This window comes from Mesorhizobium sp. L103C105A0 (genome assembly GCF_000502215.1).
Lineage (GTDB): Bacteria > Pseudomonadota > Alphaproteobacteria > Rhizobiales > Rhizobiaceae > Mesorhizobium.
The window spans coordinates 57,698-81,235 of the sequence record NZ_AYXF01000011.1; the positions used below are offsets into that span (position 1 = coordinate 57,698).

At 63.4% G+C, this 23,538-nt stretch carries 25 protein-coding genes and 1 pseudogene; 10 read left to right on the plus strand and 16 right to left on the minus strand.

Going from position 1 to position 23,538, the window contains the following annotated elements; all coding sequences use genetic code 11:
- Positions 1-29 precede the first annotated feature (29 nt).
- Complete coding sequence (locus X727_RS140640; RefSeq protein ID WP_023670146.1) at positions 30-1,268, minus strand: MFS transporter; 1,239 nt, start codon at positions 1,266-1,268, stop codon at positions 30-32.
- Between the two features lie 96 nt (positions 1,269-1,364).
- Positions 1,365-1,559 carry a DUF1192 domain-containing protein gene (locus X727_RS140635; protein WP_023670145.1) on the minus strand — a complete coding sequence of 65 codons (195 nt, stop codon included), beginning with the start codon at positions 1,557-1,559 and terminating at the stop codon, positions 1,365-1,367.
- A 146-nt stretch (positions 1,560-1,705) separates the two neighbouring features.
- On the opposite strand from X727_RS140635, the gene X727_RS140630 reads away from it, so the two are divergent.
- From X727_RS140630 to X727_RS140625, 3 genes are all read left to right on the plus strand, one after another.
- On the plus strand, positions 1,706-2,716 hold the full coding sequence (locus tag X727_RS140630; RefSeq protein WP_032887144.1) for an NAD(P)H-quinone oxidoreductase: 1,011 nt from the start codon (positions 1,706-1,708) through the stop codon (positions 2,714-2,716).
- A gap of 419 nt (positions 2,717-3,135) precedes the next feature.
- The gene (locus tag X727_RS1000000166990) at positions 3,136-3,276 is read left to right on the plus strand and encodes a DUF1127 domain-containing protein (RefSeq protein ID WP_023670143.1); all 141 of its coding nucleotides are present in this window, start codon (positions 3,136-3,138) and stop codon (positions 3,274-3,276) included.
- A gap of 326 nt (positions 3,277-3,602) precedes the next feature.
- On the plus strand, positions 3,603-4,295 hold the full coding sequence (locus X727_RS140625) for a DUF1013 domain-containing protein (protein WP_023670142.1): 693 nt from the start codon (positions 3,603-3,605) through the stop codon (positions 4,293-4,295).
- A 63-nt stretch (positions 4,296-4,358) separates the two neighbouring features.
- Here X727_RS140625 and X727_RS1000000168105 read toward each other — a convergent pair.
- The 4 genes and pseudogenes from X727_RS1000000168105 to X727_RS1000000166995 all read right to left on the minus strand — a co-directional run bounded on the left by X727_RS1000000168105 (position 4,359) and on the right by X727_RS1000000166995 (position 7,399).
- Positions 4,359-5,713: pseudogene (locus tag X727_RS1000000168105) on the minus strand (IS3 family transposase).
- A gap of 76 nt (positions 5,714-5,789) precedes the next feature.
- On the minus strand, positions 5,790-6,509 hold the full coding sequence (locus X727_RS140610; protein WP_023683994.1) for a YafY family protein: 720 nt from the start codon (positions 6,507-6,509) through the stop codon (positions 5,790-5,792).
- Positions 6,510-6,635: 126 nt separating this feature from the next.
- Entirely contained in the window at positions 6,636-7,046 is a 411-nt protein-coding gene (locus X727_RS140605) for a hypothetical protein (protein WP_031193200.1), read from the minus strand.
- A gap of 182 nt (positions 7,047-7,228) precedes the next feature.
- Entirely contained in the window at positions 7,229-7,399 is a 171-nt protein-coding gene (locus X727_RS1000000166995) for a hypothetical protein (RefSeq protein ID WP_023670139.1), read from the minus strand.
- Between the two features lie 204 nt (positions 7,400-7,603).
- Here X727_RS1000000166995 and X727_RS1000000167000 point away from each other — a divergent pair, with 204 nt between their 5' ends.
- The gene (locus tag X727_RS1000000167000) at positions 7,604-7,765 is read left to right on the plus strand and encodes a hypothetical protein (RefSeq protein WP_023683991.1); all 162 of its coding nucleotides are present in this window, start codon (positions 7,604-7,606) and stop codon (positions 7,763-7,765) included.
- Positions 7,766-7,774: 9 nt separating this feature from the next.
- Here the strand turns inward: X727_RS1000000167000 and X727_RS140600 are convergent, their stop codons facing one another.
- The 8 genes from X727_RS140600 to tkt form a co-directional block, all read right to left on the minus strand.
- Complete coding sequence (locus X727_RS140600; RefSeq protein WP_155922469.1) at positions 7,775-8,095, minus strand: hypothetical protein; 321 nt, start codon at positions 8,093-8,095, stop codon at positions 7,775-7,777.
- A 25-nt stretch (positions 8,096-8,120) separates the two neighbouring features.
- Positions 8,121-8,834, minus strand: a complete 714-nt coding sequence (locus X727_RS140595) for an SGNH/GDSL hydrolase family protein (protein ID WP_023734665.1) — start codon at positions 8,832-8,834, stop codon at positions 8,121-8,123.
- 63 nt (positions 8,835-8,897) lie between these two features.
- Positions 8,898-9,638, minus strand: coding sequence for a thioredoxin family protein (locus tag X727_RS140590; protein WP_023734664.1), 741 nt, complete (start codon positions 9,636-9,638; stop codon positions 8,898-8,900).
- Between the two features lie 172 nt (positions 9,639-9,810).
- On the minus strand, positions 9,811-10,836 hold the full coding sequence (locus tag X727_RS140585; RefSeq protein WP_023834988.1) for a class I fructose-bisphosphate aldolase: 1,026 nt from the start codon (positions 10,834-10,836) through the stop codon (positions 9,811-9,813).
- Between the two features lie 120 nt (positions 10,837-10,956).
- Complete coding sequence (locus X727_RS140580; RefSeq protein ID WP_023745778.1) at positions 10,957-12,159, minus strand: phosphoglycerate kinase; 1,203 nt, start codon at positions 12,157-12,159, stop codon at positions 10,957-10,959.
- 145 nt (positions 12,160-12,304) lie between these two features.
- Entirely contained in the window at positions 12,305-14,191 is a 1,887-nt protein-coding gene (locus X727_RS140575; protein ID WP_023745779.1) for a potassium/proton antiporter, read from the minus strand.
- Between the two features lie 206 nt (positions 14,192-14,397).
- Complete coding sequence (gene gap / locus X727_RS140570; RefSeq protein WP_023683984.1) at positions 14,398-15,408, minus strand: type I glyceraldehyde-3-phosphate dehydrogenase; 1,011 nt, start codon at positions 15,406-15,408, stop codon at positions 14,398-14,400.
- Positions 15,409-15,563: 155 nt separating this feature from the next.
- Positions 15,564-17,555, minus strand: a complete 1,992-nt coding sequence (tkt, locus tag X727_RS140565; protein ID WP_023834989.1) for a transketolase — start codon at positions 17,553-17,555, stop codon at positions 15,564-15,566.
- 273 nt (positions 17,556-17,828) lie between these two features.
- Between tkt and X727_RS140560 the strand changes: the two genes are divergently transcribed.
- The 4 genes from X727_RS140560 to X727_RS140545 all read left to right on the plus strand — a co-directional run bounded on the left by X727_RS140560 (position 17,829) and on the right by X727_RS140545 (position 20,347).
- Positions 17,829-18,101, plus strand: a complete 273-nt coding sequence (locus tag X727_RS140560; RefSeq protein WP_023670128.1) for a DUF4164 domain-containing protein — start codon at positions 17,829-17,831, stop codon at positions 18,099-18,101.
- A 12-nt stretch (positions 18,102-18,113) separates the two neighbouring features.
- On the plus strand, positions 18,114-18,479 hold the full coding sequence (locus tag X727_RS140555) for a cell division protein ZapA (protein WP_023670127.1): 366 nt from the start codon (positions 18,114-18,116) through the stop codon (positions 18,477-18,479).
- Between the two features lie 190 nt (positions 18,480-18,669).
- On the plus strand, positions 18,670-19,329 hold the full coding sequence (locus tag X727_RS140550) for a peroxiredoxin (RefSeq protein WP_023670126.1): 660 nt from the start codon (positions 18,670-18,672) through the stop codon (positions 19,327-19,329).
- 145 nt (positions 19,330-19,474) lie between these two features.
- Positions 19,475-20,347 (plus strand): MBL fold metallo-hydrolase, encoded by an 873-nt coding sequence (locus X727_RS140545; protein WP_023834990.1) that lies wholly within the window; start codon positions 19,475-19,477, stop codon positions 20,345-20,347.
- Positions 20,348-20,499: 152 nt separating this feature from the next.
- Here X727_RS140545 and rpoH read toward each other — a convergent pair whose 3' ends face one another.
- Complete coding sequence (rpoH, locus tag X727_RS140540; RefSeq protein ID WP_023670124.1) at positions 20,500-21,411, minus strand: RNA polymerase sigma factor RpoH; 912 nt, start codon at positions 21,409-21,411, stop codon at positions 20,500-20,502.
- 188 nt (positions 21,412-21,599) lie between these two features.
- Positions 21,600-22,658, minus strand: coding sequence for an RluA family pseudouridine synthase (locus X727_RS140535; RefSeq protein WP_023706286.1), 1,059 nt, complete (start codon positions 22,656-22,658; stop codon positions 21,600-21,602).
- A gap of 25 nt (positions 22,659-22,683) precedes the next feature.
- On the opposite strand from X727_RS140535, the gene X727_RS140530 reads away from it, so the two are divergent.
- Both X727_RS140530 and X727_RS140525 read left to right on the plus strand, forming a co-directional pair.
- Positions 22,684-23,064 (plus strand): hypothetical protein, encoded by a 381-nt coding sequence (locus X727_RS140530; protein ID WP_023690093.1) that lies wholly within the window; start codon positions 22,684-22,686, stop codon positions 23,062-23,064.
- 13 nt (positions 23,065-23,077) lie between these two features.
- Positions 23,078-23,491 (plus strand): VOC family protein, encoded by a 414-nt coding sequence (locus X727_RS140525; protein WP_023690094.1) that lies wholly within the window; start codon positions 23,078-23,080, stop codon positions 23,489-23,491.
- The last annotated feature ends 47 nt before the right edge of the window (positions 23,492-23,538 follow it).

Consider the following 23,538-nt stretch of genomic DNA (forward strand, 5'->3'; position numbering starts at 1 on the left):
TATACTTGTGGGGCAAAGCTTTTCAAATCTCAACCGTCGGCTTCCGCTTTTCTGAGCCGCAGTGCTTCAGGGGTGACCGAGCGATCGGCCGGCTGGGTCTTGAAGGCATCGCGGTCTTCGATCGGCACCGGCGCGCGGCGGCTGATGCGCAGCAACGTGTAGGCGGCGAGGCTGAGATGCGCCAGCGCGGTGGCCAGGAACAGGCCTTCGGGGCGGAGCCAGCCCATCAGGGCGGCAGCCAGCAAGGGCCCGATCATGGTTCCAAAGCCATACAGAAGCAGCAGGCCGCCCGAGACCTTGACGAAATCCTCCGATCGGGCGTGGTCGTTGGCATGCGCCACGGCGATCGAATAGAGCGTGTAGGCAAAGGCGCCGTAGGCGGCGGCGAAGACAATGACGAGGACGGCGGAACGCGGTTCGAACAGGAAGATCAGGATGGCGAACAGTGCGGCGCCGAAAGCCGCGCCCGCCAGCACGAAACGGCGGTCGGTCTTGTCGGAGAGGCGTCCGGCCGGAAGCTGCATGGCCGCGCCGGCAATAACGACAAGGCTCATCATCAGTGCGATCTGGGCGGTGGAGATGCCGATACGGGCGCCGTAGACGGCGCCAAGCGTGCCCCAGGCGCCATTGGCGATGCCGACCAACAGGCAGGCGATCGCCGACACCGGCGAGTTGGCGTAGAGACCTTTGACATCGAGCTTGACGTCCTGCAAAGGCTTGGGAGACGAAGCCGACGACACCGCGGTCGGGATCAGCGACAGGCAGAACAATATGCCGGTGATCATGAACAGCGACGCCGATCTGACGTCGCCGCCCGCAACGATCATCTGGCCGCCCATGATCGAGGCATAGGTGACCATCATGTAGAGGCCGAAGACGGTGCCGCGGTTCTCGTTGGTGGCCTTCTCGTTCAGCCAGCTTTCGATGACCATGAAGGCTCCGGCCATGGTGAAGCCGGTGAAGGCGCGCAGCAGGATCCAGACATATTCGTCGATGATCAGGCCGGTAAGCAACGCCACGATGGCGCCCGAAGCGGCAAAGGCGCCGAACGCCCGGACGTGGCCGGCGCGGCGCACCAGGCGCGGTGCGAAGAAGCAGCCGGTGACGAAGCCACCGGCCCAGGCCGTGCCCATCAGGCCGAGCGATGCGGTCGAAAACCCTTCGATCTGGCCGCGCAACGGCAACAACAGGCCGTGCAATCCCGACGCCGCAAGCAGGAAAGCGGTGCCGCGAAGCAGCGAGAGGATCGGCCTGTAGCTTGCAAACATTGTTTGATCCGTCTGGAGATTCGGTGGCGGGGTCTGAAGACAGGCGCATTCGGGCTTTTCGGCGGCGGATGCTCAACGCCGAAACTAACGCGAAAACTAGCCGCGGCGAAACAGGGCTTCGGCCGCCGATTTGGTGCTGCCCTTGGTCTGGAGCTCGGCTTCGAGCCGGGCAATCTCCTCGCGCAGGATGCTGATCCGTTCGGTAAGGTCACCGACCGAAAGCAGCGACAGATCCTGTCCGATCTCATGCGGGCGGGCTTTCTTTTTGGGTTCGTCGTCGAAGATCGCCATCGTCGCTCCTCCCTATTCAGTATTGGGCTGATTTGGCCATTTGCCTGATCCGGCAATCAGCATACATAGGGCAGGGGCGCAGATGCAAACAGCCGGCAAGAAGCTGGCAGCCGGCGACAGACCGGCGGACCGAGACGGGAAATTTCATGGCGAGCGGACATAAAATTCCAGCCACGATGACGGCCATCGCAATCTCGCAACCGGGCGGGCCGCGGGTGCTGAAACCGGAAACGCGCGACGTGCCGGTGCCTGGTCCCGGCGAAATCCTGATCCGGGTGCGTGCGGCCGGCGTCAACCGCCCCGACGTGCAGCAGCGCAAGGGCGCCTATCCGGCGCCGCCCGGCGCCTCCGACCTGCCCGGTCTCGAGGCATCGGGCGAAGTGGCCGCCCTTGGCGACGAGATATCGCGCTGGCGCATCGGCGACCGGGTCTGCGCGCTGACGCCGGGGGGCGGTTATGCCGAATATGTCAAGGTTCATGCCGGCAGCGTGCTGCCGCTGCCCGCCGGCTTCACCCACACGGAGGCGGCCGCGGTTCCGGAAAACTATTTCACCGTCTGGCACAATGTGTTCGAGCGCGGCGGCTTGAAAAAGGGTGAGACGCTGCTGGTCCATGGCGGCTCATCGGGCATCGGCACCACGGCGATCCAGCTGGCGTCGGCCTTCGGCGCGTATGTCGTCACCACCGCCGGCTCGAAGGAGAAATGCGACGCCTGCCTGAAGCTCGGCGCCGACCGGGCGATCAACTACCGCGAGGAGGATTTCGTCGCGGCGGTCAAGGATGCGACCGGTGGCAAGGGGGCCGACGTCATTCTCGACATGGTCGGCGGCGACTATATCGCGCGCAACTACGAGGCCGCCGCGGTCGAGGGCAGGATCGTCCAGATCGCCGTCCAGGCCGGCGCGGTGGCGAGCGCCGATTTCTCGAAAATCATGGTCAAGCGGCTGACCCACACCGGCTCGACGCTGCGGCCTCGCACGGTCGAATTCAAGGCGGCGCTCGCCGCCGCACTGGAAGCACAGGTGTGGCCGCTGCTCGGCACCCGGAAGGTAGCGCCGGTGATGGACATGATCTTCCCGCTGACCGACGCCTGGCGGGCGCATGAGCGCATGGAAGAGGGCGAGCATATAGGCAAGATCGTTCTCGACGTCGGCTAGTTGGGGCGAGATTCAGGTGAGGCCGGCCTGCGAATGGCGGCTCCCTGCGCTTCCGGCCTTCGCCGGCCGAAGCCCTCAGAGGGGTTGCGGCAGTTAAGGCTACGGCCGGCGTAGGCCGGGCTTCGTACTGAAGTACGCTCCGCTCCGGCCTTCGCCGGCCGAAGCCGTCATAAATGCCTCCGCTCTATGAAGGCTACGGCGGGCGTAGGCCGGTTCTCGGGAGCCGCCATTCTCTGCTCGGCCTGACCTGAACCTCGCGCCATGCTCCGCGCTCAGCCTGTCGGCAAGATGAACAGAAGCTTAATGCTGCAATGCAGCATTTGCATTGCGGCTATGCAAAGACGTCTGTTCAATTCGTGGGCAGCACTGCCTATCTAAGCGTCATCGAAACGATTTGATCCAACAACTGGAGGACAACCATGAACCCGATCCGCGCTTTCCGTAACTGGCGTATGTACAACGAAACCGTGCGCGAGCTGAACAAGCTCAACGCCCGTCAGCTCAGCGACCTCGGCATCAGCCGCGGCGACATCGAGAGGATTGCCCGCAAGGCCATCTAATTCGAAGCCTGGTCGGCCGATGAGGCCTGACCACGCGGCAGAAGCAAGAGCCGCCGCAGACGGTATCCCGTCGCCGGTTCCGAGCCCGCTGGACCCTGTCCGGCGGGTTTTGTCGTTTTGGACCCCCTGTACAACTCGGCATCAATGATCGCCGGAGCCGAGGTCCTCCTGGCCTCCCCCGCTGTCCGGTGTCCGACGGCTGCGCCCTGCGCCAAAAACATTGCGAAACGGCAGCGGAGCGGTTATACAGGCCGCGAATTTCCCATTTTGGTGGCTCTAAACCACCGCCCGCGCGGGAACGCGGGCGAACGAGAAGGATTTTTGAAATGGCCAATACGCTGCTGATGCCCAAGGCGACCGCCGTCTGGCTGGTCGACAACACCGCGCTTTCCTTCGAGCAGATCGCGCAGTTCTGTGGGTTGCATCCGCTCGAGGTCAAGGCGATCGCCGACGGCGAATCGGCGCAGGGCATCAAGGGCATGGATCCGATCATGACCGGACAGCTGACCCGCGACGAGATCGCGCGCGCCGAGAAGGATCCGAACCAGCGCCTGAAACTGTCCGACCCCAAGGTGCGGGTGCCGGAATCCAAGCGCAAGGGTCCCCGCTACACACCGCTGTCGAAGCGCCAGGACCGGCCCAACGCCATCCTGTGGCTGGTCCGCAACCATCCGGAATTGAAGGACGCGCAGATTTCGCGCCTGGTCGGCACGACCAAGTCGACGATCGAACAGATCCGCGAGCGCAAGCACTGGAATTCGGCCAATCTGCAGCCGATGGACCCGGTGACGCTGGGTCTCGCTTCGCAGATCGACCTCGACATGGAAGTCAACCGCGCCTCGCGCGGCCGCGAGCAGGCGCAGCCTGTCGGCGACACGCTGCTGCCGGCTGCCGTGACCGAGCGCCTGGTGCCGGCGCCGGAGAAGCCGAAGGACGAGGATGCCGAGCTCGACGCAAACGCCGTGTTCGCCAAGCTCTCGGCGCTCAAGTCCAAGAAGGAAGATGCGGACGACGAGTAAGGTTTGCGACAGTTCATCAAAAAAGCCCGGCGCGAGTGAACTGACCCCATAAAGTAGGACGGTTCATTGAGTTGGCAGGTTTAAGGGCTGGTTCCTGTATTGCACAGGGGCCAGCCCTTTCAGTTTCAGTTTGATGCGGCGGTGGTTGTAATAGTCGATGTAGTCCGTGATGGCGTCGTCCAGGCTTTGAAGGGTGTCGAAGGTTCCGGGATGGAAGAGCTCGGATTTGAGGATGGCAAAGAAGCTCTCCATTGGGGCGTTGTCGAGGCAATTGCCTTTGCGTGACATGCTCTGTTGGAGGCCTCTGGCTTCCAGCCTGCGTTGGAATGCCGACATCTGATACTGCCATCCCTGATCGGAATGCAGGATCGGCCTTTCGTTCTCACCAAGCCGGGCGAGGGCTTTGGTCAGCATATTGTCCACCATTTTGAAGCGTGGCCGCCGCGCCGTCTCGAACGCGACGATCTCGCCATTGTAGAGATCCATGACCGGGGACAGATAGAGCTTGTCGCCGGCCAGGCTGAACTCCGTCACGTCGGTCACCCATTTGCGGTTGGCGCGGTCGGCGCCGAACTTGCGCTGCAACAGATCGGGAGCGGTCCGCCCAGCCTCACCCCTGTAGGAGCGATACTTCTTCGGCCTGACCAGCGACTTCAATCCCATCCCGGCCATCAGGCTCTGGACGGTCTTGTGGTTGACGCGCCGGCCCAACCGGTGCAGTTGCGCAGTCACCCGGCGATAGCCGTAGCGACCCTTGTGGCTGTCGAAGATGGCCTTGATCGCCGCCTTCAGCGCCGCATGGCGGTCCGAGCGCTTCGCTGCTTTCTGTCTGTAATAGAACGTGCTGCGCGCAAGCTTCGCCAGTTCGAGCAGCCCCTCAAGCGAATGCAACGGCCTTAACGCCTGGACGGCTTGCGCTTTTTGAGCGCATGTCCCTGCGTTAAGGCCTCCAGTTTTTTTAGGTAGTCGTTCTCCATCCGCAGATGCTTCAGCTCAGCCAGCAGTTCTTCGCGGCTTTTGGCCTCGTCACTGGCTGCAACAGGCACTGCGGGGGACGGCGGCTTTGACATGGGTCGTCCTCTGGGACGCGGGCCGAGCGCCTCTATCCCGCCCGCATGATAGCGCTTCTCCCAGCCCGTCAGGCAACTGGCATTGCGGATATTGAACAATGCAGCCGTCTGCCGATACGACAGACCTTCCTCCCACATTCGCTCAAGCACCGACAGCCTGAACGCCGCGTCGTAACGACCGTACTTACCAGATAGCCCGGCATCGCCATGCGCCTGGTACAACGCAACCCACTTGCGAACAGTGGCCGCATCAACGCCATGCATCGACGCCGCACTCGCGTAGCTCTCATCCCCGCCTAAATAGCTATCGACAACCGAGCGCTTGAAACTCTCGCCGTGTCTGGACATGCAAAACCCCCGAAGGTTGTGTCCAACTTTCGGGGGTCAGTTCATCGAGCGGGCTTTTTCATTGATTGTCGAAGTCTCAGCTGCGCGCCGCCCGGTCCGGCGTCATGCCATAGTCCTCCGAGCGTTCGACGGCGCGGTAGAAGTCGGCAAGCTGCTTGCCGCGCTCCGGCTTGAAGATGCGGCCGGCGATGACCACCGAGGCGATGCGGTCGATGCGGAAGGCGCGGAAATCGTCGCGCATCTCGCACCAGGCAACCAGCGTCCATACCTTGCCCCAGAACCACAGACCGAGCGGACGGATGTCACGCCCGGTGCCGCGGCCGGCCTCGTCGCGGTAGTCGATGGTCAGCACCTGTCGCTTCTCGACAGCGCGCTCGATCACGTCGATCGCCTCACGCGCGGCGTCGCTCACCACCCACATCGGCGTGTGGATCTCGGTGCGGGCGATGCGGTCCTTCTCGGCGTCGGGCAGGACGGCGCCGATCTTGACCAGCGCCTCGTCGGCCGCTCGCGCCATAGCAGCGCCGCCAAAGGCCCGCACCATGCGGGCGCCAGCGACCAGCGCGACGATTTCGTCACGCGTGAACATCAGCGGCGGAAGGTCGAAACCCTCCCTCATCATGTAGCCGACGCCGGCCTCGCCGTCGATCGGCACTCCGGTCGACTGCAAATCGGCGATATCGCGGTAGATGGTCCGCTCGGAAACCTCGAGCCATGTGCCGAGCTTCTGGGCGGTGACCAGCCGGCCGCCACGCAGGTGCTGCACGATCTGAAAGAGCCTGTCGGCACGTCGCATCGTATGGTCCCTCGGCTGCTTGTCTATGAATGTCATGGTCCCAAAACCGGTTCCGGGTGACATCCATGTCCTGTTTTATGCTTGTCGTTCTCCCAAAAACCGCTGCGCACTTTTGGGCGACACGCATTATGGTTTAAGTCCTTCGCGCTTGCGCTGCACGGCGACGAATTCCGCGCCGAAGGACAACTTCTTCGTTGTCGGCGTGTTCACGTCGAGCACACGCCAGTACGGCGTGATATCGTTCAGCGTCATGCCGCGTTCGAGATCCTCATTGGCGGCTTCGGCGACGGTGCGCAGATGATAGCCGATGGTGACCGGACATGTCACTTGCGCCCCATGCTCGATGGCGAGGGCGGTGCGCAAGGCGCGTACATCCATCTCGACGCCGTTGGGGATCGTGCGAATGAAATCATCGACCTGACGGGCCGTCGGCACCAGCATCGGCTGGCCCTCGACGACGTCGCCCATTGTGCGTGGCGTCGGCTTCACGCCGTTGACGCCCGGCGTGTTCAGCCTGTCGTTCCAGCTTTTCACCATTCATGTCTCCTGACACGTTTATGGCATGGTGCTCCTGACAGCATTCTGTCAGGAGCCTTCAGCATTGTCCGCAGCAGGCGCCAAAAGTCTTTGCGCCAGCCCGAGGGGTCGCCGCCCGGGGGTCGATGTCAATGATCCGGGCGTTGCGGGGTCCGCATCCAAGCATTGTCATGTAAAACGCCTCAGATCTCGCGAATGCGGCTGTGACCCTCATACATATCCGGCCAGCCAATGTCCTTGCGGATGTCCGCCGGCAAGGAGTTCAGGAAGCGCTGGGTACGAACTTCATTGCGCATCGTGCGGATCTTGCCGACATAGTGCTGTACGCTGTTCAAAATACCAAAGCTGTTCATGACCATCTCCTCTTCTCTGATGGAGACACTATCGCATACCCCTCCTGACAGCAGTCTGTCAGGAGCATGTCAGGTCGTTGAAGAAAGCTGCGAGGTGCTTGGCGGTCGGTTCGGAAACGAGCCTTTTGTCAGGAATGGCCAAGTCGACCGAGACCATGCAAGAACCGCTTTGACAGCCTGTCGCGATGCTGCTCAAAGGCGGGCATGTCGAAACTCCTCGCGCTCGTCATCATCGGCATGATGGCCATTCAGCTGATCAAGCCGCTCGGCTGGCCGGGCCTGAAGCGGCGCGGCGATTTCTGGAAGCTGGCCCTGATCGCCATGGCGGCCATCGCGCTGGCGGGTGCGCTGGGGCACTGGGCATAGCCTTGAGGGTCAGGTCGGGTCCACCGTTCCCATGGCAATCATCCGGATGGCGTTGAGGCTGGGCACGAAGAAGTAATCGCCACCGCGCGTCGTCATGAATTCCGGCAGGTTCGCCGCAATAAAAGGCGTGGCGTTGGCCGGGCCGGCCGGAATGACATGCTTGCTCGATTCGGCACGGTTGCCGGTCAGCGTGCAGGTGTCGTTGCCGGTTTCGGAATCCAGGCCGTAGCTCATCCATTGCTGCTGGATGATATTCTGGCTCAGATCCATTGGAAGCAGGCTGCAATCAACAGTATTTGGAAATACTCGCGTCAGTTCTCTGAAGCCCACCAGTCCGAGCTTGTGCCCCCTCAGGTCAATCGGCGAGCACCCATCCGACCAGATGTTCGGCCCAGGCGCGGTAACCGGCTTCCGAGGCATGAAAGCCATCGGAGGCAAAGCCGGCCTCAGGGTTGGTGATCGGCAGCCGTGGCGCCGGCATGGCGCCGCGCTCGAAACACAGGCGCTCGCCCATGCGGTTCATTGCGGTAGCGCGGATTTCGAGAATCTTGCCGAGCAGTGGCGGCATGGCCGGCGCGCGGGTGAACTCCAGCACCGGCGACCACACCACGCGCGCCTCCGGCCATTTGGCACGCAGGGCGTAGAGCAGGCCACCGAACTCCTTCTTGAAGCGCGGTACCGAGTGGAAATTCTTGGTGTCGTTGGTGCCGATGGCGAGCACGATGTGCGTCCACCGATCGGCCGACAGATTGGGCAGCACATGGTCGCGGATCTGGCCCGACGTTGCCGAGTTGAATCCGGCGGCGCGCCAGCGCACGGCAAGGCCGGTTCGTTTTGCGACCAGCATTGCAAGCTGCGCGGCAAGCCCGTTCTCGGAATTGCCGATGCCGACGGAAGCGGCCGAGGAATCGCCCAGCACCAGCAGCGAGATGGCCGGCGCCTTGCCCGATATTTCGTGCATGACCGGCCCTTGTGCCGGCAGCATGCGGGTGGTGCGGCGGCGCACGCCGAGGCCCTGCCAGACATAAACGGGGTAGGCGAGCCAGGTAAGAAGGGCCGGGAAGCGCATGGCGATACCGTTTAGAGATCAGCGGCAGCCTTAGCGCAAGTTTCGCCTGAGGTGAACGAGCTTCTAGTCGCAGCAGTTCGGCTTGTCCGCCTGCTTGTCCTGATATTCGTCATGCAACCGCACCCAGTCCATCAGGCTATGATAAGGGCCATTTTCGCCGCGGCCCTTCGGTGTCATGTCGAGATAGTCGTAAGTGCCGATCTGGGCCTCGCCGCCGCGGGCGCGCGACATAAAGGTAAGGAATATGTCGCCGTTCTCTTCCTTGTAGAAAACACTGGTGCCGGGAAGGTCCTTTGACGTGCGCGGACGCGTCTCGAAATTGTAGGTGGTGTCGCCGCCCGCGATCTGCTTGTCGGTGAAGGAGACCTGCATGTCGAAGTTGAAATCCGAGGCGTAGGACGACACCCAGTCGAATTTCCAGCCCATACGCTGCTTGTAAGGCAGCAGTTCCGCCAGCGGCGCGCGCGCAACCACCACCAGCGACACGTCGTGGTGCCTGAGATGCTGATCGGCGCCGTCTATATGGTCGGCAAGGAAGGAGCAGCCTTCGCAGCGATGGTTCGATCCTGGCGTCATCATGAAGTGGTAGACGATCAGTTGGCTGTTGGCGCCGAACAGTCCGGCCAGGTTCTTCGGACCCTGCTCGGTCTCGAAGACATAGTCCTTGCGGATTTTCATCCAGGGCAGTTCACGCCGCTCGGCGGCGATGCGCTCACGCAACCGTGTCAATTCCTTCTCGCGCGCCAGATGCGCCTTGTGCGCCTCAAACCAGTCTTCACGCGAAACCACCTTGCTGCGAGCCATGAAGTTCTCCCTGTCTGTTCACCCAAGGACGTTTGGGGTGGGCAGAAACCGACATCGCCGTCAGCTTTTGCCGAAAAGGAGATAAGGATGGACGAACTCCGTCCAAGCCGGGCTTTGCATAAACAAACCCGGGCGCATCGGCCCGGGTTGTATGACAACGGGAGGACTGCGCTCAGGCGGCCTGTTCGAGGCTCGCCTTCCATTGTCCCAGCGCCGCCAGATGGTTCATGTGGGCACGATGGGTGAAGGCGGCCTGGCCGGCGGCGACGTTCGATGCCTTGCCGCTCCAGGCCTTTTGCGGGGCGGCCTGCAAGGCGCGGCCATAGGAGAAGGTCAGCTTCCACGGATGCGGCCCGATGGCGTTGATGGCGTTGAGGTTGGCGGTCGCCTCCTCGTCCGACTGCCCGCCCGAAAGGAAGGCGATGCCCGGCACCGCTGCCGGTACGGTTTCGCGGAACAGTTTTATGGTCTTTTCCGCGACCTCTTCGGGGCTGCTCACCTTGCCCGACTTCCTGCCGGCCAGCACCATGTTCGGCTTCAGGATGGTGCCTTCCAGCACAACGCGCGCCGCATGCAGCTCGTCATAGAGCTTGATCAGCGTTGCCTTCGAGATGTCGTAGCAGGTGTCGATGTCGTGCGCGCCGTCCATCAGCACTTCCGGCTCGACGATCGGCACGATGCCGGCCTCCTGGCACAGTGCGGCATAGCGGGCCAGCGCATGGGCGTTGGAGGCAATCGAATTGACCGAGGGCACGCCCTTGCCGGTGTCGATGTCGATCACCGCGCGCCATTTGGCGAAGCGGGCGCCGAGCTTGTAATAATCCGCGAGCCGCTCGCGCAAGCCGTCGAGGCCTTCGGTAACGGTATCGCCGGGAAAGCCGGCGAGTGGCTTGGCGCCGGCATCGACCTTGATGCCGGGAATGGCGCCCGCCGCCTTGATGATGTCGACCAGAGGCGTGCCGTCGGCAGCCTTCTGACGGATGGTCTCGTCGTAGAGAATGACGCCGGAGATGTACTTCGTCATTGCGTCCTTGGCGCGGAACATCATCTCGCGGTAGTCGCGGCGGCTATCGGCGGTCGATTCGACGCCGATAACGTCGAAGCGCTTCTTGATGGTGCCGGAGCTCTCATCGGCGGCCAGCAGGCCCTTGCCGCCGGCCACCATCGCGGCGGCAATGTCTTCGAGACGTTCGCTCATTTTTCTTCTCCTAAGGGGGTACGTTCCGCGCGTAACGGAAGTCTACCGCCAAAGGAATGGGATCGGAAAGCTCGAATCGATTGAAAGTTTCCAGCGCCTCGTTTGACGCCCTCGTCCCGATCAGGCCTGCTTCTTCAGGACGTCGACGCCGGGCAGCGGCTTGCCTTCCATCCATTCGAGGAAAGCGCCGCCGGCGGTCGAGACATAGGTGAAGTCGTCGGCGACGCCGGCATGGTTGAGGGCGGCCACCGTATCGCCGCCACCGGCGACCGAGACCAGCTTGCCGGCCCTGGTGCGGGCCGCCGCGTGCCTGGCCGCCGCCACCGTGGCGTGGTCGAAAGGCTCGATCTCGAAGGCGCCGAGCGGGCCGTTCCAGACCAGCGTCGCGGCGCGGTCGATCCATTCACCGATCGTCTTCACGGTCTTTTCGCCGAGATCGAGGATCATGCCGTCAGCCGGGACATCCGAAATGGCAACGGTCTCGCTGGCCGCACCCGCCTTGAATTCCTTGGCGACGACACCGTCGACAGGCAGGATGATGGCGCAGCCGGCCTCGGCGGCCTCGATCATGATCTGCTTGGCGGTCGCGGCAAGGTCATGCTCGCACAGCGACTTGCCGACAGCGGTGCCACGCGCGGCGAGAAAAGTGTTGGCCATGCCGCCGCCGATCACCAGCGCGTCGACCTTCTTCACCAGGTTCATCAACAGGTCGATCTTGGTCGACACCTTGGCGCCGCCGACAATGGCGACGACAGGGCGGACCGGATTGCCGAGCCCCTTCTCCAGCGCCTCGAGCTCGGCCTGCATGGTGCGGCCGGCATAGGACGGCAACAGCCGCGCCAGGCCTTCGGTCGAGGAGTGCGCCCGGTGGGCGGCGGAAAAGGCGTCATTGACGAAGATGTCGCCATTGGCGGCGAGCCGCTCTGTGAAATCAGGATCGTTCTTCTCCTCGGTCTTGTGGAAGCGGGTGTTTTCCAGCAGCAGCACATCGCCCTTGTTCATGGCGGCGACCGCACTGCCCGCCGTGTCGCCGACGCAATCGCTGGCAAAGCCGACCGGGCGGCCAAGCACCTCCGCGGTAGCCTTGGCGATCGGCCTCAGCGAGAATTCGGGCGAGGGACCATCCTTCGGGCGGCCGAAATGCGCGAGCAGGATGACCTTGGCGCCCTTGCCGGACAGTTCGGCGATGGTCGGTGCGATGCGTTCGATTCGGGTGGCGTCGGTGACCTTGCCATCGGCGACGGGAACGTTGAGGTCGACGCGCACCAGCACGCGCTTGCCGCTGATATTGCCGATATCGTCGAGTGTCTTGAAGGCGGCCATGCGGGTTCCTTTCCGTGGAAAATCGCCGGGACCATACCTCGCATCGATGACGATGCAAGGCTTGAGCCGGGGTGCGAGCTAAATTTTGAGATCAAGGCGAAGGCTGTCGTGATGATGCGGGACGTCAGCGTGAACCGATCGCTTGTCAGCCTTCTGTCGTTATCTTTTCCGCCGTCGGCTCAAGGGCCTTCTCATTGGCTGTCGCCTCTGCAGTCTGCGTCTCGGTCGGCTTGCGCCAGTTGCGGATGAAGGCGGAGACACGATCGCCGATCTCGCCGGCGCTCAGGAACACCGGAACCCGCGCCACCGGCGCGGTCGGCTCGAAGGAGAGGCCGAGACCGGTGATCTTGCCCTTGTCGTCGACGTCGCGGACGATCAATTCGATCGGGCCGATCAGCACCCGGTCGGCATATTCGGCATGGCCGCCGAGCCGCGCCGTCACCAGCGCGCCGACGGTGAGCTTCTGCTCGGCTTCGCTCAATCCCGGAGTGTATGCGGCCTCGAGCTCTGCGGCCGAGCGGGCGGGATCGACGGCGAAGGCGCCGAAGAAGTCGGCATCCTCGGGGTCGACTACGGCGCGGCTGGCAAACAGCTTGTCAAGCAGGCGCGGATAGCGGTCGGGCACGAAGATGTAAACCTGGTCGCCGGCCGCGAGCCGGCCCATGTCCTGGAAACGCATCGAGCGGCCGTCGCGCAGCACCAACGAGGGCCGTGCCCAGCGCGGGATACGCTCGCCGCGCGCCACCGGGCTGCCGGGCGCGACGCGGTAGGCGAGCAGTTCGTGGTGGGCGGAGCCCGGCAGTTCGAGTTCGACCTTGTCGAGCGGCCCAAGCCTCGCCGGCACGATCAGGCCGAGCCGGCGCGCCAGCGGACCGACCGACCAGCCCTGCACCACCAGCGATACCAGCACGATGATGAAGGCGACGTTGAAGATGGTGCGGCCGTTCTCCAGTCCGCCGAGCAGCGGGGTGATGGCAAGCAGGATGGACACGGCGCCGCGCAGGCCGACCCAGGAGACGAAGGCGATCTCGGGACGCGGCAGGCGGAACGGGATCAGGCAGAGCCAGACGGCGACAGGGCGCGCGACAAACATCAGGAACAGGCCGAGCAGCACCGCCGGCACCATGATCGCCGGAAACTGCGAGGGTGTCGCGAACAGGCCGAGGATCAGGAACATGATGATCTGTGCCAGCCACGACATGCCGTCCTGGAAGCGCTTCAGGATGGTGACGGCGCGGATGTCGGAGTTGCCGGCAATCAGCCCGGCGAGATAGACCGCCAGGAAGCCCGAGCCGCCAATGGCGCCGGCGGCGGCGAACACCATCAGCGACAGGGTCAGCACGAAGATCGGCAGCAAGCCATGGTCAAGGTTGAGCCGGTCGACGAGGCGCACGATGCCGAGCCCGCCAAGCACGCCGACGACGGCGCCGAGCCCCATATTGAGCAGGAAGCCGAGGATCAGGTCGGTGACCAGCACATGGGTCTCGGGATTGGCGTGGGCGGCGATGATCTCGACCAGCGTGATGGTCAGGAAGATGGCGATCGGGTCGTTGGTGCCGGATTCGACTTCCAGTGTCGCGCGCACGCGTTCGCGCAGATTGATCTCGCCGGCGCGTAGCAGGAAGAAGACGGCCGCCGCATCGGTCGAGGCGACCGCGGCGCCGAGCAGGAAGGATTCCAGCCAGCTGAGGTCGAGCAGGTAATAGGAGGCGGCGCCGAACAGGCCAGTGGTCAGGATTACGCCGAAGGTCGCCAGCGACACCGCCGGTCCGGTCGCCTGGCGCAGCGCGTTGAGCGGCGTGCCGAAACCGGAATCGAACAGGATGACCGCCAGCGCCAGCGAGCCGGCAAAATATGCCACGCGCGCATTGTCGAATTCGATGCCGAGACCATCGACGCCGCTGGCGAGGCCGATGCAGAGGAAGAGCAGCAGCAAAGGGGCGCCGAAGCGGAAGGCGATCAGGCTCGAGAACGCTGCGGCGACGACTAGCGCTGTGCCGACCAGCGTGACGAGATAGATCGCATGCTCCATCCGTGATTTGCCCCTCGAATTCCTCTTTCTACCGATTCACGGGAGAGTGGGGCGAAGGCATGGCCGGTGCAAGGCGCAAGGATGGCTTTTTGCCTTATGCCGCTGATTTTCCGGCGTTTGGCGGCTCGGCGCGCCTTGCCCGGCGCGCTGACGAAAAACGCCCGGGCACAGCCGGGCGTTCGAAGCTGCGAGACGATGCCTTCAGGTCAGGCGATGGTCTTGCCAAAGGCGACCGAGGTGTCGGCCATGCGGTTGGAGAAGCCCCACTCATTGTCGTACCAGGACAGCACCGAAACGAAGTTGCCGTCCATGACCTTGGTCTGGTCGAGCGCCAGGATCGACGAGCGCGGATCGTGGTTGAAGTCGATCGACACATTCGGATGATGGGTGACGCCGAGAATGCCCTTCAGCTTGCCGTTGGAGGCGGCGATCACCGCTTCGTTTATCTCCTGCACGGTGGTGGCGCGCTTGGCGATGAACTTGAAGTCGACGACCGAGACGTTGGGGGTCGGCACGCGGATCGAGATGCCGTCGAGCTTGCCCTTGAGGTCGGGCAGCACCAGGCCGATCGCCTTGGCCGCACCGGTCGAGGTCGGGATCTGCGACAGGGCAGCCGCGCGGCCGCGGTAGAGATCCTTGTGCATGGTGTCCAGCGTCGGCTGGTCGCCGGTGTAGGAGTGGATCGTCGTCATCATGCCCTTTTCGATGCCGACGGTCTCGTGCAGCACTGCGGCGAGCGGCGCCAGGCAGTTGGTGGTGCAGGACGCATTCGAAATGACGATGTGGTCCTTGGTCAGCTTGTCGTGGTTGATGCCGTAGACGACGGTGAGGTCAGCACCTTCGGCAGGCGCGGAGACGACGACGCGCTTGGCGCCGGCGGTCAAATGCGCGGCAGCCTTGTCGCGGGCGGTGAAGATGCCGGTGCATTCGAGCGCGATGTCGATGCCGAGCTCCTTCCACGGCAGCTGCGCCGGGTCCTTGATCGCGGTGACCTTGAAGGTCTCCTTGCCGACGGTGATCTGGTCGCCCGAGACCGACACTTCGTGCGGGAAGCGGCCGTGCACGCTGTCATAGCGCAGCAGATGCGCGTTGGTCTCGACCGGGCCGAGGTCGTTGACGGCGACGACGTCGATGTCCTTGCGGCCGGATTCATGGATGGCGCGCAGGATGTTGCGGCCGATGCGGCCAAATCCGTTGATGGCAACTCTGACGGTCATTTTACTCTCCCTGGGAGCTGGAGGCGGCAGATGGGTCCGCAGCTTCATAGCGGCGGATGGCACAAGAATCCAGCCGCAGAAGGCCGAATTTAAATCGATTAGGTTGGTCCAGCCCCGCGAATCCGCCTTGGAGGTGCGCGGGACTGACCCTGATCTTACTTGCCGTGCAGGCGGGCTTCCGCCGCCTTGGCCGCGGCTTCGGCGGTGATGCCGAAATGCGGGTAGAGCTGCTCGATGGTGCCGGAAGCGCCGAAGCCGGTCATGCCGATGAAGATGCCGTCGGAGCCGATCAGGTGATCCCAGCCCTGGCGGATGCCGGCCTCGATCGCCATCTTGATCGGCGCGTTGCCGATCGTCTCCTTGCGGTAGGCGTCGCTCTGCTGGTCGAACAGTTCGAAGCAAGGCACCGAGACGACGCGGGTCGGGTGCCCATGCTTTTCAAGCAAATCACGGGCGCCGAGCGCGATCTCGACCTCGGAGCCGGTCGCGAAGATCGTCACCGCCGCTTCGCCGCTCGCCGCGGCCAGTTCATAGGCGCCCTGGCTCGAGAGGTTCCTGGCCGAGTGCTCGGTGCGCACCGTCGGCAGGTTCTGGCGGGTCAGCGCCAGGGTGGACGGGGTCTTTTCCGATTCAATGGCAATCTGCCAGCATTCGGCGGTTTCCACCGCGTCGGCCGGACGGAAGACATTGTGGTTGGGGATGGCGCGGAGCGCCGCCAGGTGCTCGACCGGCTGGTGGGTCGGGCCGTCTTCGCCCAAACCGATCGAGTCATGGGTCATGACGAAGATCGAGCGGATGCCCATCAGCGACGCCAGCCGCATCGACGGACGGGCATAGTCAGAGAAGCACATGAAGGTGCCACCGTAGGCGATGAGGCCGCCATGCAGCGTCAGGCCGTTGAGGGCGGCCGCCATGCCATGCTCGCGGATGCCGTAGTGGACATAGCGCTGGCCGTAATCGTCCGGCGTGATGTTCTTGGTCTGGCTGGTCTTGGTGTTGTTGGAGCCCGTCAGGTCGGCAGAGCCGCCGATGGTTTCCGGCACCGCGCCGTTGATGACTTCCAGCGCCATTTCCGACGATTTGCGGGTGGCGACCTTCGGCTTGTCGGCCGACAGCTTCTTCCTGTAGTCGGCAATGACGGCATCGAAATTCGACGGCAGCTTGCCGGCGAGGCGGCGCTCGAACTCGGCCTTCAGCTCGGGCTTGGCCTTGGCGAGCCGGCCTTCCCAGTCGGTGCGCGGCTTGGCGCCGGCCTTGCCGGCGGTGCGCCAGGCGTCGAGAATGTCGGCCGGAATTTCGAAGGGCGGCGAGTCCCAGTTGAAGAATTTCCGCGCGCCTGCGATCTCGTCGGCGCCGAGCGGCGAACCGTGCGCCTTGTTGGTGCCGGCCTTGGTCGGGGCGCCGAAGCCGATGGTCGTCTTGCAGGCGATCATCGTCGGCTTGTCGGAATGGCGGGCGGCTTCGATGGCGTAGGCGATCGCCTCGGGGTCGGTGCCGTCAATGTGGCTGGCATTCCAGCCCGAGGCCTGGAAGCGGGCGACCTGGTCGGTGTTGTCTGCAAGCGAAACCGGACCGTCGATCGAGATGTTGTTGTTGTCCCAGAAGACGATCAGCTTGTTGAGCTTGAGGTGGCCGGCCAGCGCGATGGCTTCCTGGGAAACACCTTCCATCAGGCAGCCGTCGCCGGCCAGCACATAGGTGTAGTGGTCGACGAGGTCGTTGCCGAAGGCGGCGTTCATGATGCGCTCGCCGAGCGCGAAGCCGACCGAATTGGCGAGACCCTGGCCGAGCGGGCCGGTCGTCGTCTCGATGCCGGTGGCATGGCCGTATTCGGGATGGCCGGCAGTCTTGGAACCCAGCTGGCGGAAATGCTTGATCTGGTCGAGGGTCATGTCCTCGTAACCGGTCAGATGCAGCAGCGAGTAGAGCAGCATAGAACCGTGGCCGGCCGACAGGATGAAGCGGTCTCGGTCCGGCCAATGGGGGTTCTTCGGATCATATTTCAGAAAGCGGGTGAACAGCACTGTGGCGATGTCGGCGCAGCCCATGGGCAGGCCGGGATGGCCGGACTGGGACTTCTCGACGGCGTCCATGGAGAGAAAACGGATCGCATTGGCCATCCGGTCATGTTGTTCACGCGACGTCATGGTACCTCCGGGGTGGGGATTTGTGGGCTTGGCAGAGCCCAGGAAAGAGTGCGCGACACATAGCAGCCACGGGCTTTTAGTCAACAAATCGGCTGCACATTTGCCGGTCTTGTGATGGCTTTGAGACCTTATGGGGCGACCTACATTAGCGTTAGCGGGGGACAGTCGCGAGAGCTTTGTTGACGTTGCCTTCACCCGGTGCCTAATGTTTCCTTGTTAACGCGTTCTGAACGCGAAGCGATTCGGTGATGGGCAGGGCACAGGACGAAGGCCATGACCGGCGAAACCACACTCAAGGAAGTCATCCACAGGCTGGGCAAGGCCATCGAGGGGCTGGAAAACGCCGTCGCGGCCAAGCTCGAGCACGAGCGCGACTATTCCGAAGCCGAGGCTGAGGTGCAGCGCATGAACGCCGACCGTTCACGGCTGGCGCAGGAACTCGACAATTCCGAAGCCCGCGCCGAACGGCTGGAAGATGCCAACAAGGAAGTGTCGCGCCGCTTGGTGACCGCCATGGAAACCATCCGCGCGGTGCTGGACAGGTAGGAGCTGCAGGCCATGGCACAGGTCACGGTTTCCATCGACGGCAAGCAGTATCGCATGGCTTGCGACGAGGGTCAGGAAGAGCACCTGATCGACCTCGCCGAGCGGTTCGACCGTTATGTCTCGCATCTGAAGGATTCGTTCGGCGAGATCGGCGACCAGCGGCTGACGGTGATGGCCGGCATCATGGTGATGGACGAGCTTTCGGAGCTGCAGAAGCGGGTCAAGGGCATGGAGACCGAAGTGCAGACGCTGCGCAAGACGCGCGACGAAGCGCTGACCAAGGCCGACAAGAACGACACTGTGCTGACCAGCGCGCTCGGCGCGCTCGCCCAGCGCATGGAAGACCTGGCCACGTCGCTGGCGGTCAACAAGGCCTGAGCCTTTCCCGCACAAACGAAAGATTGTCGGCCCAACGTCGGTCCGTAGAACGAAAGTGCTCGTTCCGTCGCCAATAATAGTTTTCTATTGTCCTGCAGCCGCGATTTTTGCGCTAAGATGCGGGAATGCCGGAGCGTTGACGCCGTCCACGGCCGCTCCTGACGAAATCTGTTGCTGGGGAAATAATGCCATGAGCCTTCGTATCAACGACATCGCGCCTGACTTCACCGCCGAGACCACGCAAGGGCCGATCAAGTTTCATGACTGGATCGGCGACGGCTGGGCGATCCTGTTCAGCCATCCGAAGAATTTCACCCCGGTCTGCACCACCGAGCTGGGCACGATGGCGGGGCTCGAAGGCGAGTTCAAGAAGCGCAACGTCAAGGTCATCGGCATTTCCGTCGATCCCGTTGCGAGCCACGACAAGTGGCAGGCCGACATCAAGACGGCGACCGGCCAGACGGTGAACTACCCGCTGATTGGCGACAAGGACCTCAAGGTGGCCAAGCTTTATGACATGCTGCCGGCGGGCGCCGGCGAGACGTCGGAAGGCCGCACGCCGGCCGACAACGCCACGGTGCGCTCGGTCTATGTCATCGGGCCGGACAAGAAGATCAAGCTGGTGCTGACTTACCCAATGACGACGGGCCGCAACTTCGACGAGATCCTGCGCGCGGTCGATTCCATGCAGCTGACGGCCAAGCACCAGGTGGCGACGCCGGCCAACTGGAAGCAGGGCGAGGATGTGATCATCACCGCCGCGGTTTCGAACGAAGATGCGGTCAAGCGTTTTGGCGCTTTCGAGACGATCCTGCCCTATCTCAGGAAGACCAAGCAGCCGTCAGCCTAGGTTTTCTCCGTCGGAGCTATTTGGGGCTTCAGTCCTATTTGTGGCAAGGCGTGCTTGACCGGCGCGCTTTGCCAGATGACCATGCTCTTGTTCAACCCGACGGAGAAAACGGTTCCTGTCGGGCAAGGGGCAGGGGGGCCGGACATTGGACATCGCTTCGGCCAAACCTGAGGTCGCCGGCTTCTACGACAAGCCGACCGGCGCCATCCAGTATGTCGTCACCGACCCGGTGACGAGACGCTGCGCCGTCATCGACCCGATCCTCGATTTCGACGAAAAATCCGGCGCGACGGCGACGAAGAATGCCGACGCCTTGCTGGATTTTATCCGCGAAAACGGGCTGGAGCTCGAGTGGATCCTGGACACCCATCCGCATGCCGATCATTTCTCGGCGGCGCACTATCTCCGGGAAAAGACCGGCGCGCCGACGGCGATCGGCGACAGGATCATCGAAGTCCAGGCGCTGTGGAAGGCGATCTACAACTGGCCGGATTTCCCCGCAGACGGCTCGCAGTGGGACCGGCTGTTTGGGGAAGGCGAAACGTTCATGATCGGCAACCTGCCGGTCAAGGTGCTGTTCTCGCCCGGCCACACGCTCGCCTCGATCACCTATGTCATTGGCGACGCAGCCTTCGTCCACGACACGCTGTTCATGCCCGACAGCGGCTCGGCAAGGACGGACTTTCCCGGCGGCAGTGCCGCGCGGCTGTGGCATTCGATCCAGGGCATTCTGGCGCTGCCGGACGAAGCGCGGGTGTTTGTCGGCCACGACTATCAGGCCGGCGGCCGCGAGCCGTGCTGGGAGAGCACGGTCGCCGAGCAGAGGGCAAAGAATATCCACCTCGTTGCGGCGCGCAGCGAAGCCGAGTTCGTCGACTTGCGCGAAGCGCGCGACAAGACACTGCCGATGCCGCGGCTGATCCTGCATGCGCTGCAGGTCAACATGAATGGTGGACGGCTGCCGGAACCGGAGGCCAATGGGAGGCGGTATCTGAAGTTTCCGCTTGATGGGCTTTGAGAGGGCAGTTGGCGAAGCTGCCGATCTCCCCCGCAAGGGGGGAGATTGGATGTCAAGAATGCTTTCGCCAATCGCCAGCGTAAGCGTAAGACATAAAAAAAGGCGGCGCCGGTTTCCCGACGCCGCCTTCTGTTCCTTAGCCGAACCCAGCTTTACGCCGCGGGCTGCGCCTCGATCGTGCGCAGGGCCTGCATCTGGCGCTTGGCGGCGGCCTTGACCGCGTCCTGCACCTTTTCGAAGGCGCGCACCTCGATCTGGCGCACGCGCTCGCGGCTGATGTCGAACTCGGACGACAATTCTTCCAGCGTCAGCGGCTCCTCGGCGAGGCGGCGGGCCTCGAAGATGCGCCGCTCACGATCATTGAGCACGGCCAGAGCGCCCGACAGCATGCCGCGGCGGTTTTCCAGCTCGTCCTGCTCGATCAGCATGTCTTCCTGGCTTTCGTGGTCATCGACCAGCCAGTCCTGCCATTCGCCGGATTCACCTTCGCTGGCGCGGATCGGCGCGTTCAGCGACGCGTCGCCGGACAGGCGGCGGTTCATCGACACGACTTCAGCTTCCGACACGTTCAGCCGGGTGGCGATCTCGGTGATCTGGTCGGGCTTGAGGTCGCCATCGTCCAGCGCCTGGATCTTGCCCTTCACCTTGCGCAGGTTGAAGAACAGGCGCTTCTGATTGGCGGTCGTGCCCATCTTGACCAGGCTCCACGAGCGCAGGATGTACTCCTGGATCGAGGCCTTGATCCACCACATGGCGTAGGTCGCGAGGCGGAAGCCACGCTCGGGTTCGAATTTCTTGACGGCCTGCATCAGGCCGACATTGCCTTCCGAGATCACTTCGCCGATCGGCAGGCCGTAGCCGCGATAGCCCATGGCGATCTTGGCGACGAGCCGAAGATGGCTGGTGACGAGCTTGTGCGCAGCGGAAGTGTCTTCATGCTCGGCGTAGCGCTTGGCGAGCATGTACTCTTCCTGCGGCTGAAGCATGGGAAAGCGGCGGATTTCTTCCAGGTAGCGGCTGAGGCCGCCTTCGCCGGAAACAATACTGGGTAGTGACTGGGCCATGATTGCGCCCCCTCTCTATTGGAGTGATGCCCCCGAAACGCGGCGGGCATGTGACGCGAGCACCAAAAGGCTCGCCCGCGGCAACTGATTTATATAGGAACAAAACCAGAAAAGACAGGCATTTGTTCAACACGAAACAGTGTGTCACGCTGAAGTGAACAATGCCGCTCAGGTTTTAGCTGGCTGGTTCAGAGCTTGCGGAAGCCGCCGACGAGTTCCTCCATGTCCCCCGGTATCGGCGCCTCGAACCTCATCGATAAATGGGTAGCCGGGTGCCGAAATGCAAGGAGCCAGGCATGCAAAGCTTGCCTGGAAAATGCCTTGACCTGGGTTTTCAGCGGCTCGGGCAGCCGGTTGGCCTTGGTGCGGAAGGCCTGGCCGTAATCCGGGTCGCCGATGACGGGGTGGCCGATATGAGCCATGTGGACGCGGATCTGGTGGGTGCGGCCGGTTTCCAGCCGGCATTCGACCAGGCTGGCGGCGGCGAACGGCTGCTGGTTTTCGCCGAAACGCTCCTTGACGGTGAAATGGGTCACGGCGTGGCGGGCGTCGTCACGGCCTTCCGACACGACGGCGCGGCGCACGCGGTCGGCGGCACGGCCAAGCGGCGCGTCGACCGTTCCGGTCGGCCGCGACGGGATTCCCCAGACCAGCGCCAGATAAGCACGTTCGAGGTCGCCGGTGCGGCCGTGGTCGGCAAAGGCCTCCGACAGCGCCTTGTGGGCGCGGTCGGTCTTGGCCACCACCATGACGCCGCTGGTTTCCTTGTCCAGCCGATGGACGATGCCCGGCCGCCTGACGCCGCCAATGCCTGAAAGACTGTCGCCGCAGTGGTGGATCAGGGCATTGACCAACGTGCCGGTCCAGTTGCCGGCGCCGGGATGGACGACGAGGCCGGCCGGCTTGTTGATGACGATCAGCTCGTCGTCCTCATAAAGCACGTCGAGCACGATGGCCTCGCCTTGCGGTTCGGCCGGTTCCGGCTCGGGCATGACGACCGATACGCGCTCGCCGGCACTCATCTTGCGCTTGGTCTCGTCGACCGGCTTGCCGTCGATCGAAACGGCACCTTGCCGGATCAGCATCTGCACCCGGCTGCGCGACATGTCGGGACCAAGGGCGCTCGCCAGCCACTGGTCGAGGCGCTGGCCGGCCGCTTCCGCGCCGGCTTCGAGCACGGTTGGCGCCGCCTCTATGAATTGTCCAGCCTCTATCAATTCAGGGGTCTCTTCGCTATGAGCGCTCATCGAAAAAAGTTCCGGAAGTTCTGCCATGGCCCGGCCCGTTGCCGATGAAGAAGAAAAGCCGCTCGATCCCGAGATCGAAAAGGTGCGCGGCAGGCTCATCCGTTTCATGGCCATCAATCTCGGCCTGCTTTTGCTGGCCCTTATGGTGGTGATCGCGGCCATTGTCTACAAATCCCGCAAGGCGCCGCCCGCGAACCCGCCGCTCGCCAACGACATTCCAGTTCCGCCCGGCGAGCCGCTCGCGGCTGACATAGTGCTCCCGGTCGGAGCCAAGGTGATCAGCCAGGCTCTGTCGGGCAATCGCATTTCGATCGACGCCGAGCTCAGCGACGGCAGCCGCACCATCTTCGTCTACGACATCGCCGAGCGCCGTATCATCGGCCGCTTCGCCATCCGCAACAAATGAGCGGGCGGCAATTGTGAGCGGCTTCGCCGAACATCGCCGGGTCGCGACCGTCGCGCTGGTCGTCGCCAACTATGATGAGGCGATTGCCTGGTATGTCGAACGGCTCGGCTTTCTGCTTGCCGAAGATGTCGATCTCGGCGGCGGCAAGCGCTGGGTGACGGTGGCGCCGGCGAACGGTCAGGGCGCAAGGCTGCTTCTGGCCGAAGCTGACGGCGCGGCGCAAGAGAAGAGCATCGGCAACCAGACCGGCGGCCGCGTCTTCCTGTTCCTCGAAACCGATGACTTTGCCCGCGACCACAAAGCGATGCTTGCGAAGGGCGTCGACTTTCGCGAAGCGCCGCGCTTCGAGCCCTACGGCACGGTGGCGGTGTTCGCCGATCTCTACGGCAATCTGTGGGATCTGATCGAGCCCAAACGGCAGGCATGAACAACGCAAATCAATGGTTCGGCGGAAGCGCTCGAAGCCCAGTTGCT

Bases quoted from the DNA above. Each gene is read 5' to 3' on its own strand.
- X727_RS140580 (WP_023745778.1), bottom strand. From the start codon at position 12,159: ATGGCCGCCTTCAAGACACTCGACGATATCGGCAATATCAGCGGCAAG.
- X727_RS140535 (WP_023706286.1), bottom strand. From the start codon at position 22,658: ATGAGCGCTCATAGCGAAGAGACCCCTGAATTGATAGAGGCTGGACAA.
- X727_RS140640 (WP_023670146.1), bottom strand. From the start codon at position 1,268: ATGTTTGCAAGCTACAGGCCGATCCTCTCGCTGCTTCGCGGCACCGCT.
- X727_RS1000000166995 (WP_023670139.1), bottom strand. From the start codon at position 7,399: ATGAACAGCTTTGGTATTTTGAACAGCGTACAGCACTATGTCGGCAAG.
- X727_RS140610 (WP_023683994.1), bottom strand. From the start codon at position 6,509: ATGCGACGTGCCGACAGGCTCTTTCAGATCGTGCAGCACCTGCGTGGC.
- X727_RS140625 (WP_023670142.1), top strand. From the start codon at position 3,603: ATGGCCAATACGCTGCTGATGCCCAAGGCGACCGCCGTCTGGCTGGTC.
- X727_RS140585 (WP_023834988.1), bottom strand. From the start codon at position 10,836: ATGAGCGAACGTCTCGAAGACATTGCCGCCGCGATGGTGGCCGGCGGC.
- rpoH (WP_023670124.1), bottom strand. From the start codon at position 21,411: ATGGCCCAGTCACTACCCAGTATTGTTTCCGGCGAAGGCGGCCTCAGC.
- X727_RS140605 (WP_031193200.1), bottom strand. From the start codon at position 7,046: ATGGTGAAAAGCTGGAACGACAGGCTGAACACGCCGGGCGTCAACGGC.
- X727_RS1000000167000 (WP_023683991.1), top strand. From the start codon at position 7,604: ATGTCGAAACTCCTCGCGCTCGTCATCATCGGCATGATGGCCATTCAG.
- X727_RS140635 (WP_023670145.1), bottom strand. From the start codon at position 1,559: ATGGCGATCTTCGACGACGAACCCAAAAAGAAAGCCCGCCCGCATGAG.
- X727_RS140575 (WP_023745779.1), bottom strand. From the start codon at position 14,191: ATGGAGCATGCGATCTATCTCGTCACGCTGGTCGGCACAGCGCTAGTC.
- tkt (WP_023834989.1), bottom strand. From the start codon at position 17,555: ATGACGTCGCGTGAACAACATGACCGGATGGCCAATGCGATCCGTTTT.
- X727_RS140555 (WP_023670127.1), top strand. From the start codon at position 18,114: ATGGCACAGGTCACGGTTTCCATCGACGGCAAGCAGTATCGCATGGCT.
- X727_RS140530 (WP_023690093.1), top strand. From the start codon at position 22,684: ATGGCCCGGCCCGTTGCCGATGAAGAAGAAAAGCCGCTCGATCCCGAG.
- gap (WP_023683984.1), bottom strand. From the start codon at position 15,408: ATGACCGTCAGAGTTGCCATCAACGGATTTGGCCGCATCGGCCGCAAC.
- X727_RS140630 (WP_032887144.1), top strand. From the start codon at position 1,706: ATGGCGAGCGGACATAAAATTCCAGCCACGATGACGGCCATCGCAATC.
- X727_RS1000000166990 (WP_023670143.1), top strand. From the start codon at position 3,136: ATGAACCCGATCCGCGCTTTCCGTAACTGGCGTATGTACAACGAAACC.
- X727_RS140550 (WP_023670126.1), top strand. From the start codon at position 18,670: ATGAGCCTTCGTATCAACGACATCGCGCCTGACTTCACCGCCGAGACC.
- X727_RS140590 (WP_023734664.1), bottom strand. From the start codon at position 9,638: ATGGCTCGCAGCAAGGTGGTTTCGCGTGAAGACTGGTTTGAGGCGCAC.
- X727_RS140595 (WP_023734665.1), bottom strand. From the start codon at position 8,834: ATGCGCTTCCCGGCCCTTCTTACCTGGCTCGCCTACCCCGTTTATGTC.
- X727_RS140560 (WP_023670128.1), top strand. From the start codon at position 17,829: ATGACCGGCGAAACCACACTCAAGGAAGTCATCCACAGGCTGGGCAAG.